Annotated in this window: 11 protein-coding genes; 5 read left to right on the forward strand and 6 right to left on the reverse strand. The window is 74.7% G+C overall.

All coding sequences use genetic code 11. The features are described from left to right. Positions 1–162 precede the first annotated feature (162 nt). The gene (locus tag ACFWH7_RS16740) at positions 163–3,330 is read right to left on the reverse strand and encodes a family 43 glycosylhydrolase (RefSeq protein ID WP_378218059.1); all 3,168 of its coding nucleotides are present in this window, start codon (positions 3,328–3,330) and stop codon (positions 163–165) included. Positions 3,331–3,848: 518 nt separating this feature from the next. After that, positions 3,849–4,382: a potassium channel family protein gene (locus tag ACFWH7_RS16745; protein WP_378218061.1), complete on the reverse strand. Its 534-nt coding sequence runs from the start codon at positions 4,380–4,382 to the stop codon at positions 3,849–3,851. Positions 4,383–4,459: 77 nt separating this feature from the next. Between ACFWH7_RS16745 and ACFWH7_RS16750 the strand changes: the two genes are divergently transcribed. After that, entirely contained in the window at positions 4,460–5,920 is a 1,461-nt protein-coding gene (locus ACFWH7_RS16750; protein WP_378218063.1) for a DNA repair protein RadA, read from the forward strand. Between the two features lie 26 nt (positions 5,921–5,946). On the opposite strand, the gene ACFWH7_RS16755 is transcribed toward ACFWH7_RS16750, so the two are convergent. Next, positions 5,947–6,612, reverse strand: a complete 666-nt coding sequence (locus tag ACFWH7_RS16755; RefSeq protein ID WP_378218065.1) for an NUDIX domain-containing protein — start codon at positions 6,610–6,612, stop codon at positions 5,947–5,949. Then, on the reverse strand, positions 6,609–6,998 hold the full coding sequence (locus ACFWH7_RS16760) for a DUF4406 domain-containing protein (RefSeq protein WP_378218067.1): 390 nt from the start codon (positions 6,996–6,998) through the stop codon (positions 6,609–6,611). The genes ACFWH7_RS16755 and ACFWH7_RS16760 overlap by 4 nt, the downstream gene beginning before the upstream one ends. Before the next feature lie 51 nt (positions 6,999–7,049). Between ACFWH7_RS16760 and ACFWH7_RS16765 the strand changes: the two genes are divergently transcribed. Further along, entirely contained in the window at positions 7,050–7,802 is a 753-nt protein-coding gene (locus tag ACFWH7_RS16765; RefSeq protein WP_378218069.1) for a DeoR/GlpR family DNA-binding transcription regulator, read from the forward strand. Here ACFWH7_RS16765 and ACFWH7_RS16770 read toward each other — a convergent pair. Continuing rightward, a complete protein-coding gene (locus ACFWH7_RS16770) occupies positions 7,789–8,784 on the reverse strand; it encodes a COX15/CtaA family protein (protein WP_378218071.1) in 996 nt (331 codons plus the stop codon). The genes ACFWH7_RS16765 and ACFWH7_RS16770 overlap by 14 nt on opposite strands. After that, complete coding sequence (locus ACFWH7_RS16775) at positions 8,781–9,623, reverse strand: alpha/beta hydrolase (RefSeq protein ID WP_378218073.1); 843 nt, start codon at positions 9,621–9,623, stop codon at positions 8,781–8,783. Before ACFWH7_RS16775 ends, ACFWH7_RS16770 begins: the two co-directional genes overlap by 4 nt. A 61-nt stretch (positions 9,624–9,684) precedes the next feature. Here ACFWH7_RS16775 and ACFWH7_RS16780 point away from each other — a divergent pair, with 61 nt between their 5' ends. From ACFWH7_RS16780 to ACFWH7_RS16790, 3 genes are all read left to right on the forward strand, one after another. Then, entirely contained in the window at positions 9,685–10,173 is a 489-nt protein-coding gene (locus tag ACFWH7_RS16780) for a MarR family winged helix-turn-helix transcriptional regulator (protein WP_378218075.1), read from the forward strand. Positions 10,174–10,293: 120 nt separating this feature from the next. Continuing rightward, positions 10,294–11,379, forward strand: a complete 1,086-nt coding sequence (gene disA, locus ACFWH7_RS16785) for a DNA integrity scanning diadenylate cyclase DisA (protein WP_141389547.1) — start codon at positions 10,294–10,296, stop codon at positions 11,377–11,379. Between the two features lie 43 nt (positions 11,380–11,422). Further along, positions 11,423–12,145, forward strand: coding sequence for a class I SAM-dependent methyltransferase (locus tag ACFWH7_RS16790; protein WP_378218078.1), 723 nt, complete (start codon positions 11,423–11,425; stop codon positions 12,143–12,145). Positions 12,146–12,410 lie beyond the last annotated feature (265 nt).

Raw genomic sequence — 12,410 nt, forward strand, 5'->3', positions numbered from 1 at the left:
CTCGCCGACTCACCGCGGCGCCGGGCCCGCCCCCGCCCCCCGCGGGCACGGCCGCCCCGGCGCGCGCCCGCGGGCGCCCCCCCCCCCCCCGGGGGGGGGGGGGGGCGGCCCCCCGCGTCGGCGGTTCACCCGCCCGTCATCCCCCGGTATACGTCGGGGGCGTCATCCGCAGCCCAGGGCGGCGTGCTCCGCCTCGGTCTGCGTCGTGACCTCGACGCCGTCGACGGTGCCCGTCGCGTGCACGACGACGGTGCCCGCCTCGACCGCTGCCGCGCGGACCGCGAACGACTGGTAGGCGCTCTTGCCCGGAGCGACCGCCCCGAAGGACCGCGAGCCGTAGGGCGTCTCGAGCACGAGGTCGACCGGGGTGTCGTGACCGTGGGTGGCGACCACGGCGACGTACGCCTTCCCGGCGAGGCAGCGCGCCTGCGCGGTGACCGTGACGGGCAGCACGGGCTCCGGGCCGCCCGTCCCCGGGTCGTCCGCGAACGCGCGCCACTCGGTGACGGCGACCGCCGAGTACGTCGTGCCGTTCCCGTTCGCCGAGAAGGTCGCCCGGAGGCGCGACGTGGTGACGGGGTCGAACGTCACGGTGTTGAACGCGGTCGTGCTCGTGCCGTACGTGGACGGGTTCGCCACGGGAACCCAGGACTGCGCCGTGTCGTCCCAGTACTCGAGCACCCACGAGTCGGGCCGGACGACGCCGTCCCCGGTCCCCGGCTCCGAGTCCCGCCAGAACTTCAGCTCCGCGCCGGTGAGCCGGATCGGGCGCGACCAGTCGTACCGGACCCACTGCGTGGCCGGTCGCGTCCCGGACCACGTGCCCCAGATCTGGGCCTGGCTCGGGTTCGCCGGGTCGGCGCCGTCGTGGAGCGCCCCGACGCTGTTCCACCCGGCGGTGTACGAGGCGCTGACCGTGGCGATCGGTGCGACGTTCCCCGTGAGCGGGCCCGAGATGTCCGCCGGGATCGTGACGACCTTCGGCGTCTCGGCGTTGCCCGCGGCGTCGACGGCGCGGAACGACACGCGGTGCTGGCTCGTGTCCGGAGCGGCCACGGGGCCCTCGTACGTCCGCCACTCCCCGGTGCCGATCGCGTACTCGACGCGCGCGACCCCGGAGGTCGCGTCGGTCGCGGTGACCGTCACCGTCCGGGCGTCGTCGTCCAGCACGCCGGTGCTGACGGGGGCCACGCGGTCGATCCGGACGTCGAGCGCTGCCTCGTCCGAGACGTTGCCCGCGCGGTCGGTGGCCGTCGCGACGACGCGGTGCTCGCCGTCGCCCGCCACGGCCACCTCGGTGGCGCGCGTCGGCTCCGTGGTGACGGGGGCGCCGTCGTCGACGGTCGTCGCCAGGACCACGCGGCCTCCGGAGTCGTCGGCGCCGTCGACCCGCACGCGCACGTCGGAGCGGAACCAGCCGTCGCTCCCGGCGCTGCCCAGCGGCGTGAGCGTCACGGTCGGCGCGGTCTCGTCGCCCTCCGCCGCCTCGGCAGGGATCACGGTGACCTCCGTGCTCACGCGACCGCCCGCGTAGCCGAGCACGGACCCCTCGACGGCGAACGTGCCGGGTGCGGCGACGTCGGCGGCGGTGACCTCGTCCCAGAAGGCGGGGACCTGGAGCGTCTCGCCGCCGGCGAACGTCACCGGGACCGTCCCGGGCAGGTCGGTCTCGCCGACCTCGACCGTCACGCCGGGCGGCTCGACGGCGTCGGGCTGCTCGGCGAGGACCTTCCACTCCTCGACGGCCACGGCCGAGTACGTGCTGCCGTTCGTCGAGGCCTCGAGGACGGCGCGCACCTGCGTCGTGGTGACCGGGTCGAACGTCGTGTCCTGGAAGCCGCTCGTCCCGGTGCCGTAGGCGCTGGGGTTCGGCACGTCGACCCACGCGCCGCCGTCCGACGCGTCCCAGTACTGGATGCGCCACGACGCGGGGGCGGCGACACCGACACCCGTGCCCTGCGGCTGGTCGTTCCAGAACTCGATCTGCGAGCCCGCGAGGCGCATCGGCCGGTCCCACGTGTACTGGACCCACTGCTGCGGCGGGTTGTTGCCCGTCCAGGTGCCCCACATGTCCGGGGGCAGCGGGTTGGGCCGCACGATCTCGTCGTTGAGCGCCTTCTTCCAGTACTGCGTGGGGACGGGCTCGTTCGAGACCGTGACCGTCGCCTCCTGCGCGACGTTCGCGCGCGGCGTCGTGTCCCTGCCCTTCGCGGGTGTCGTGACGACCTGCTTCATGCGCGGCGGCGACTGCGTGTCGTCCCACTCGACGCGGTCGATCGCGACCGATCGCCGGAAGTGGTTGCCGCCCTCGGCGTCGGCCGTGTGGTACGCGATCCACCACTCGCCGTCGAACTCGAGGATGCCCGGGTGGCTCGTCGTCGAGGAGACAGGGGCGAGCACCGTGCCGCGGTACGTCCACGGCCCCTGCGGGGTCGACGCCGTCGCGTACGCGATGCACGCGTGGTAGTTCGCCGGGGTGCACGCCGACGTCGGGCCCGCGTTGTTGCCCGCGTACGCCAGGTAGTACGTCCCGCTCCGCTCGAACGCCCACGCTGCCTCGAAGAAGCCGGTCAGCCCGGTGACCGTGCGGACCTGACCGACGGGGGTCTTCATGTCCTGCGCGAGCTCGAGCATGCGCAGGTTGGAGAAGCTGCCCCACCAGACGTAGACACGGGCGTCGTCGCCCTCGCCGTCGACCAGGATCGTGGGGTCGATGTTGTGGATCGAGTTCGGGGTCGGGACGCGCTGGGAGATGATCGGCGCACCGACGTGGTCGGCCCAGGGGCCGGTCGGGGTGTCCGACACGGCGACGCCGATGCCGAACGCGTCGTTCGCGGGGCTGTTCGCCTCGTGCACCGGGACGTACCAGTAGTAGCGCCCGTCGACGCCCTGGACGACCTGCCCCGCGTACGCGCGGCCGGGCGTCGCCCAGTCGAACACGTCCTCGGGCCGCATGAGCGACGGGTGGTGGGTCCACTCCCCCGCGTCCACGTCGCTCGTCACGAACGCGCCCCACTCGTTCATGATGAAGTCGTTGCGCGTCGGGCCGGCCTCGTCGTGGCCCGTGTAGATGTAGAGCTCGTCCTCGCCCGTGTCGTTGCCGGGCGCGCCCGCCGGGACGACGAGCGGGGCGGGATCGGCGGAGTAGTAGCTGCCGTCGCCGAGGATCGGGTTCTCGGTGCTCGTGAACGTGTACGGGTCCGCGGCGGAGGCCGGGGCCGCCGTCGCCGCGAGCCCGGTGAGCGCCAGCCCGGTGCTGAGCACGCTCGCGAGCGCGGTCCGGGCCGGGCTCCGGCCGCGTGACGGTCGGGTGGTCGGTCTGTGGGTCATGGGCTGCTCTCCTGTCGGTCGGGTCGCGCTCGTGCCAGCACGGCGCGGACCAGCGGGTCCTGCGTGGAGGTCGTGCACCCCGGGAGTTCCCTCGGCCCCCGGGGCGCACGGTCGTGGAGCCCGTGCCGGCGGGCAGGGCGGCCGGGTGCGCGGCCGGCCGACGGTGACGCCCCCGCGGGCGGGGGTCGGACGCGTCACCGCCGTCGTCGCGGCACCGTCGTCGGGCGTGGGGTGGCGGTCGTGGCGGGCGGTCCGACGGCGCCGCGCACCTCGGCGGTGCGGCGTGCGGGCCGTCGTCGCGCTCGCGTCGTCACGGGCGTGCACCTCTCGTCGTCGAGCCGGTCGTCCGGTGCCGACCATGCCACATACGGAAACCACATCGCAATGGTTTTCGGTGTCAGCGCCGACCTCCGGTTCGCATCCCGTGGCCCGGCGCCTGCCGCCGGGAGCGGAGAGGCGCGGGATACCGCGCGAGACGGCGCCCGGAAGGTACTCGGTCGCTCAGCGAGAGAAGAAAATCAGTCTGTCCGGTTTTCGGTCTGCGGCCCGTGCTCATCGCGCCGTTCCGCACGCGCGCGGGCGCGCGTCGTGGCGATGGACACGAGCACGCCGACCACGACGAGGTCGAGCACGATCTGGACCATCACCACGATCTTGGCCGCCTCGCCGACCGGGTGGACGTCGCCGTACCCGACGGTCCCGAGCGTCACGACCGCGAAGTAGAGCGCGTCCGTGCGGTTCTCCACGCCGACGAACTGGTCCGCCATGAGGTAGTAGGAGAGGGCGAAGAACGTGACCACCGGCAGGAGCAGCCCCATCACCGACTGGACCCGGACGCTCGGCGTCCTCCACGCGCGGAGCTGGCGGCGCACCTGGACCACGAGGAGCGCGGACAGGAGCGCGAGCCCGACGGCGAACACCACGAGCTGGACGACCTCCGGGGCCTCGTCGGTCGGCAGCGGGATCCCGTAGTAGACCGTGAGGCACGCCGTCGTAGAGGCGACCGTGAGGATGAGCGTCCACCACGGGCTGTCGTGCGGGAGCCTGCGCATGCGCCCAGCATCCCGCGCGAGGGCGTTCCCGTCGCGGCGTCGCGCCGGTGTCGGCGGTCGTGGCTAGGTTGGGGCGCGTGACGTCGTCGACCACCGCGGCCCGCTCCGCGGCCGCCAAGCGCTCCCGCCCCGCCTACCGCTGCTCCGAGTGCGGCTGGACCACGGCCAAGTGGGTGGGGCGCTGCGGGGAGTGCCAGGAGTGGGGCACGGTGACCGAGGACGCCCCCGCGGCCTCGGGCCCGCGCACCACCGCGGTCACGCCGACCCGCTCCCCCGCGCGACCGATCGGGGAGATCAGCGTCGAGGCCGCCCGCGCGACCCCGACCGGGGTCTCGGAGTTCGACCGCGTGCTCGGCGGCGGCATCGTGCCGGGCGCGGTGGTGCTGCTCGCCGGCGAGCCGGGGGTCGGCAAGTCGACCCTGCTCCTCGTGGTCGCGAGCAACGTCGCGGCCGGCGGGTCGGACCTGCCGACGGTGCGCCCGGTCGGCGAACGTGCGGCCGAGAGCGCTCGCCCGGCCCCGACGCCGCGGCGCGTCCTCTACATCACGGGCGAGGAGTCGGCGGGGCAGGTGCGGCTGCGGGCCGAGCGCGTCGGTGCCCTCGCGCCCGGCCTGCTCCTCGCGTCCGAGACGGACCTCGCGACGGTGCTCGGCCACATCGAGGCGACGGAGCCGGACCTGCTCGTCGTGGACTCCGTGCAGACCATCGCGTCCGCGCAGGTCGAGGGCGCACCGGGCGGCGTGAGCCAGGTGCGCGAGGTCGCGGCGTCGCTCATCGCGGCGGCGAAGGCGCGCGACCTGCCCGTGATCCTCGTGGGGCACGTCACCAAGGACGGCTCCGTCGCCGGGCCGCGCACGCTCGAGCACCTGGTCGACGTCGTGTGCCAGTTCGAGGGGGACCGGCACTCGCGCCTGCGGCTCGTGCGCGCCGTGAAGAACCGCTACGGCCCGACGGACGAGGTCGGCTGCTTCGACCTCACGGAGAACGGCATCGTCGGTCTCGCCGACCCGAGCGGGCTGTTCCTCTCGCACACCGGCGCCGGGTCTCCCGGCACGTGCGTCACGGTCACGCTCGAGGGGCGACGCCCGCTCGCGCTCGAGATCCAGTCGCTCGTGGTGCCAAGCTCCCTGACCAACCCGCGCCGGACCACGAGCGGCGTGGACTCGAGCCGCCTCGCGATGATCCTCGCCGTCATGCACCGCCACGCTGGCGTCCGGCTCGTCGACCAGGACGTCTACGCGTCGACGGTCGGCGGCGCCAGGGTCACGGAGCCCGCCGCCGACCTCTCGATCGCGCTCGCCGTGCTCTCCGCGCGCGAGGACGAGGCGCTCCCCCAGGGCACGGTCGCGTTCGGCGAGGTCGGGCTCGCAGGCGACATCCGCCCCGTCACGGGTCTGGACCGCCGCCTCGCCGAGGCCGCGCGCCTCGGCTTCACGCGCGCCGTCGTGCCGCGCGGCTCGTTCCCGCGCCCCGTCGAGGGCATGACGATCCTCCCCGCGCGCCACCTCGGCGAGGCCGTCGAGCTCGCGCGCACCTGACCCGCGCGGGCCGCGACCGAGGGCCGTCAGGCGTCCGGTCGCCCGCCCGCGAGCGCCCACCACTGCAGCAGCATGATCGTCTTGCCGTCGACGATGCGACCGTCCTCGATCATGGCGAGCGCGTCGTCGAGCGGGATCTCGACGACCTCGATGTCCTCGCCCTCGTCCGCCACCCCGCCGCCCGCGCCCGTGCGGTCGCGCGAGGTGTACGGCGCCGCGAAGAAGTGCACCTTCTCGGTGACGGACCCGGGGCTCATGTAGGCGGTGAAGACGCGCGCGACCGGACCGACGGTCACACCGACCTCCTCCGCGACCTCGCGCCGGATCGCGGTCTCGGGGTCGTCGTCGTCCAGCAGCCCGGCGGCCGTCTCCAGGAGCATGCCGTCCGGGTGGTCGTTGACGTACGCCGGGAACCGGAACTGCCGCGTGAGCAGGACGGTCGACCGCGCCGCGTCGTGGAGCAGGATCGTCGCGCCGTCGCCGCGGTCGTACGTCTCGCGCTGCAGCGTCTGCCAGCGCCCGTCCCGACGCCGGAGGTCGAAGGTCGTGCGGCGCAGCACGTGCCACCCCTGCGACGTGAGCTCGACGTCGCGGACGACGACGTCCGGGTTCCGTCGCAGCGCACGACCGGCCTGGTCCAGGCCCGTGCGGCCGCGGTGGTCGGGGACGTCGACGCCGGCGACCCCGCTCACCGGGAGCTCGCGGGAGCAGTCTCGACGCGACGGGGCAGCTCGGAGACGTCGTGGTAGACGGGGAGACCGCGGGCCGTGGCGATCGCGACGTCCTGGTCGGCCCCCGCCGACTCGCCGGGTAGGCGCAGCACCGCGTCGCAATGCTCGAGGAGCCGCTGCGCGGTCGGGTAGAGCACGTCCGCCGCGAGGTCGTCGTCCACCGTGGCGCCCGCCGAGCGCAGGACCGGGAGCGCGACCCACTCGCCGATCAGGGGGACGTGCCCCGCGGCGAAGACGGGCCAGGCCGCCTCCTCGAGGCGGCGCAGGTTGGCCGCCATCGCGGCGTGGTCGCCGTCCGTCCCGGAGCGGTAGGGGCCGGCGATGAGGACGAGCAGAGGTCGGTTCATGCCCCTAGAATAGGCATGAACGTGCACGATCAAGCACTAACGAGGAGAAGCATGCTGGCCGCCGAGAGACGAGATCTCCTGCTCGCGACCCTCCGCCGCGACGGCAAGATCGTCGCCAAGACAGCGGCGGCGGAGCTCGGCCTCTCGGAGGACAGCATCCGCCGGGACCTGCGCGAGCTGGCCGCCGAGGGGCTCTGCCAACGCGTGTACGGCGGCGCGCTGCCGGTCTCGCCGGCGCTCGCCGACTACGCGGGACGCCGACAGGTCGCCGTCGCGGGCAAGGAGCGGGTGGCGGCGGCCGCGGTCCGCCTGATCGATCCCGGGAGCACCGTCATCCTCGACGGCGGGACGACGGCCCTCGCCGTCGCGGCGGCGCTGCCGCCCGACCTGCGGTGCACCGTGGTGACGCACAGCCCCACGGTCGCGACGGCGCTCGTCGAGCACCCGGTCGCCGACGTGATCGTCCTGGGCGGCAGGCTCTTCAAGCACTCGGCGGTGACCAGCGGGGCGGCGACGGTCGAGGCCGCGCAGCACGTGTCGGCCGACCTGTTCCTGCTCGGCGTCACCGGCATCCACCCGGACGCCGGCCTCACCACGGGCGACCCGGACGAGGCGGCGACGAAGCGGGCCCTCGCCGCGCGCGCGGCCGAGACCTACGTGCTGGGCTCCTCCGAGAAGGTCGGGGCGGCGTCGCCGTTCCGCGTCGTCGGGTTCGGCGACGTCGCCGGCGTCGTCACGGACGCCGACCCCGCGTCGGACGTCGTGCGCGCCCTGGGCGAGCAGGTCCGCGTCATCCCCGCCTGACGACGCCATAACGTGCAGGACCGTGCACGCGCGGGCCGTACCCGGCGACGGACAGCACGACGACCGTCGTCGCGGCCGCGAGCAGCGCGGCGAGCACCATGTGGGCACCGACTGCCACGACGGGCAGCCCGTTGCGCGCCTGGTAGAGGCCCAGCAGCACCTGGACGCCCTGCAGCGCGAGGAGCGCGCCGAGCCACCCGCGGACCGGCATCCGGCGGGCCCACGCGACGACGGTCAGCGTCGCCGTGACGGCCACGAGCACGTAGCTCGGCCAGGCGTGCACGTGCTGGAGGAGCGTCGCGTCGAACCCGTTGCGCCCTGCCTGCGCGTCGCCCGAGTGCGGACCTGCGCCCGTCGTGAGGACGCCGAGGAGGATCGTCACGACCGCCGTCGTCGCGAGGGCGGCGGTCGCCGCCCGGAACGCCGCCGGAGCACGGGCGGTCCCGTCGTCCGCGGGCTCGGCCCGGAGCCGGACGAGGAACGCCGCGCACACGCACGCGAGCGCGACCGAGGCGACGTAGTGGAAGCCGACGACGAACGGGTTGAGGCCGGTCAGGACGGTCACCCCGCCCACGAGCGCCTGGACCGCGACGCCCAGCACGACCGTGCCGGCGAGCAGCGCGAGGTCCCGACGCTCGCGCCGCACCCTGACGACCAGGAGCAGCACGACCACCGCGGCGACGCCGACGACCCCCGCGAGCGTGCGGTTGCCGAACTCGATGACCCCGTGGACGCCCATCTCCGGGGTGTTCACCAGGGAGTCGGACGTGCACAGGGGCCACGTCGGGCAGCCCAGGCCCGACGACGTCAGGCGGACGGCCCCGCCGGTCGCGACGAGGAGCACCTGGACGACGAAGGAGACCCACGCCGCCACGACGACCCGCCGGTCGAGCCGGTCGGGCAGGCGTTGCCACCACCGTCGCAGCACGGGAGCCGCCGTGCCCGCGTCGCGGACGGCGACCGTCCGCTGGTCCGCGCTCATCGGCCCACCGAGCCCAGGAACGGCACGAGCACGTCGGTGATGCGCTCGCGGGCCGCGGCGTCCGGAATCGTGGGCGTGCCGTCACCGCTCTGGGTGCCGTAGTCGCCGAACTGGGCGTGCGTCGCGCCGTCGATGCTCACCCGCTCCGCACCCGGCGGCATGAGCGGGAGCGACGCGGCGATCGACTCCTCGTCGACGAGCCCGTCCTGCGTGCCCGTCACGGTGAGAGCAGCCAGGTCGGAGCGGCCGGACAGGTCGCCGAGCGAGCAGTACGACGCGAGGAGCACGAGGGCGCGCACCTCCTCCGACTCGGCGTACGTGCACGCCCGGACGCCGCCCATGCTGTGCCCGCCCACGGCCCAGGCGTCGACCTCCGGGGCGAGCGCCGTGAACGCCTCGAACGGGCGACGCTCCAGCAGCGCGAGGTGGAGGAACGGCTCGACGAGGACGACCGTCGTGCCCTGCGCGGCGACCTCCTGGAACGTCGCGGCGTACGCCTGCGGCTCGACCTTGGCGCCGGCGAGGAACACGAGGCCGCTCCCGTCGCCCTCCCCCGCGGGCCGCAGCACGACGACGTCGCCCCGGTCGTCCAGGCGGACGCGCGGGTCCTCCTGGACGGCGGCGAGTCCCTCCGGTGCCGCGGGGTAGGTGTCGTCGGCCCACACGAGGAACACGGCGACCGCGACGACGAGCAGCCCGATCAGCGCGAGCGCGACCGTCACGAGCACCCGGCGGACCCGACGACGCCGGGGCGCGGGAGGCGTGCCAGGGACACCGGTCGGCGACGACGCGCCGTCGTCGGGGGCGTGCTGCGCCGAGGGCGCCAGCGGGGAGGTCATGGGGCGGCTCCGGCAGGTAGATGGTACGGCAACCGTAGCATCTGGCTTGTAGAGTGGTTCGATGAGCCAGCACCCCGACGCCGGGCCGGCGTTGTCGGTCCACCTGCTCCGAGACCTCCAGGACGCGATCGGCGAGGCGACGTCCGCCCTGGCGCACCGGCTGCGGATGAGCGCCACGGACGCCGCCGCCCTCGAGCACGTCGCGCTGGCGGACCAGCCCTTGGGCCCCGGGGAGCTCGGCGCACGGCTCGCCGTCACCCGCTCCTCGGCCACCGAGGTCGTGGACCGGCTCGCGCGCGCCGGGCACGTCGAGCGCGTCCGGGACGAGACGGACCGGCGCCGGTACCGCCTCGAGCCCACCACGGCCGCCCGGACGCGCGTCCGCGCCGAGCTCGACCCCCTCCGGCGCTCCCTGGACTCCGCCGCCGACGGCTTCTCGCCCGCGCAGCAGCAGGTGATCGCCGCGTACCTGCGCGCGGTGACGTCGGCCTACCGCGGCTACGCGGCCGCGCCCGACGGGGCCCCGGAGCCTCTCCGCCCTCGCAGGTGATCCCCGCACGGCGCGGGCGACGATCCCCCGTGCCGCGTCGAGACCGGATCGTGACCCGATTGTGGCCCGCTGCCGCGGGTCCCCGGGGGTGAGAAAGGGCTCGCAGCGTAGGATTCCTCCGTGGCCAACTCCCCCGCGCACCCCGACGAGATGCTCCGGGAGACCCTTGCCGCCGTGGCGCCCGGGACCGAGCTCCGTGACGGTCTCGAACGTATCCTCCGCGGCCGGACCGGCGCGCTCATCGTGCTCGGCCTGGACAAGGTCGTCGAGGAGATGTGCTCGGGCGGGTTCGTCCTCGACGTCGGCTTCTCCGCGACGCGCCTGCGCGAGCTGTCCAAGATGGACGGCGCGGTCGTGCTCGACCGCGACGCCAACCGCATCCTGCGCGCGGCCGTGCAGCTCCTGCCGGATCCGACCATCGAGACCACCGAGTCCGGGACGCGGCACCGCACCGCGGAGCGCGTCGCCAAGCAGAGCGGGTTCCCCGTCATCTCGGTGAGCCAGTCCATGCGGATCGTCGCCCTCTACGTCGGCGGCCAGCGCCACGTCCTCGAGGACTCCGACACGATCCTGTCGCGCGCCAACCAGGCGCTCGCGACGCTCGAGCGCTACCGCGCCCGCCTCGACGAGGTGTCCGGCACGCTGTCCGCACTCGAGATCGAGGATCTCGTCACGGTCCGCGACGTCTGCGCGGTCGTGCAGCGCCTCGAGATGGTCGCCCGCATCTCCGAGGAGATCGCGGGGTACGTCATCGAGCTCGGCACCGACGGTCGCCTCCTCGCGCTCCAGCTCGACGAGCTCATCGGCGGCATCGGCTCCGACCGCGAGTTCGTCATCCGCGACTACGTGGACCTCGGCCGCAAGGACCGCTCGCTCGCCGACGTCCAGAAGGCCCTCGGCGGCCTGGACTCGACCCAGCTCCTCGACCTCGGCCAGATCGGCCGCGTGCTCGACCTGCCGGGCGGCGGCGACGCGCTCGACGCCGCCGTCGCGCCGCACGGGTACCGGCTCCTCTCCAAGGTCCCGCGCCTGCCGGCGACGATCATCGACCGGCTCGTCGCGCACTTCGGCGGCCTGCAGAAGCTCCTCGCGGCGAGCATCGACGACCTCATGACCGTCGACGGCGTCGGCGAGCAGCGCGCCCGCGCGGTGCGCGAAGGCCTCTCGCGGCTCGCGGAGTCGAGCATCCTCGAACGCTACGTCTGACCCACCTGGCCGCCCGGCCGACGAGCCCGCACGGAGGGGGACCGTGGACCACGTCGACGAATGGTCGGCACTGGCCGACGCCTGGGCGCGCTGGTGGGCGCCCGCCGCGGCCCCCGCCCAGCAGGCGATCCTCGACGCCGCGAGCGTCGGGCCCGGCTCCCACGTGCTCGACGTCGGATGCGGCACGGGTGAGCTCGTCGCCCTGGCGCTCGCGCGCGGGGCGGACGCGGCCGGGTGCGACGCCGCCCCCGGGATGATCGACGTCGCGCGCCGGCGCAGCCCGGAGGCGGACCTGCGCGTCGCGCAGGCCGAACGCCTCCCCTGGTCCGACGACGCGTTCGACCTCGTCACCCTCGTCAACGCCCTCGCGTTCACCGACGTCGCCAAGACGTTGAGCGAGTGCCGGCGCGTGGGCGAGCTGGTCGCCGTCGCGACCTGGGCGGAGGACGACCTCAACGACCTCACCGTCCTCGAACGGGCCGTCGCCGGCGAGGACCACGAGCCGAGCGACGAGAGCCGCGAGGAGGGCCACCTCGGCGCGCTCCTGACCGACCACGGCTTCACGGTCCTCACCGAGGGCGTTGCCGACGCGCCGATGGCCCTCGCCGACGCGGACGAGGTCGTCGCCGCGATCATGTTCGGCGAGTCGGACGACCTGCGCGCCGAGCTCCGCCCCGACGTCCTCGCCGCGGCCCGCCCTTTCCGCCGCCCCGACGGCACCTACCTCCTGCGCAACGCCTTCCGCTGGGCCCTCGCCCGCCGCTGACGCACTCCCGACCCGCCGAAGTAGAACCGTGGTTCGCCGAGGTAGAACCGTGGTCAGGTCTCAGACCCGCCTGGTCGGGTCCGCGGGCGCGGGTGGACTCGGTGCTCGGGGCGGGGGGAGACGAACCCCACCACGCGGGCAGTCGCCAGGGTGAGCGCAGACCAGGGCGAGACGACGCCGGGCGGGGGTGGGTGGTGGTGCCGCGTCGTGGCGGGCCTGGCGGGAGCCACGAGGAACGAGCGGCGGATGGTAGACGCGGCACCAC

This window comes from Cellulosimicrobium cellulans (genome assembly GCF_042723955.1).
Lineage (GTDB): Bacteria > Actinomycetota > Actinomycetes > Actinomycetales > Cellulomonadaceae > Cellulosimicrobium > Cellulosimicrobium cellulans_H.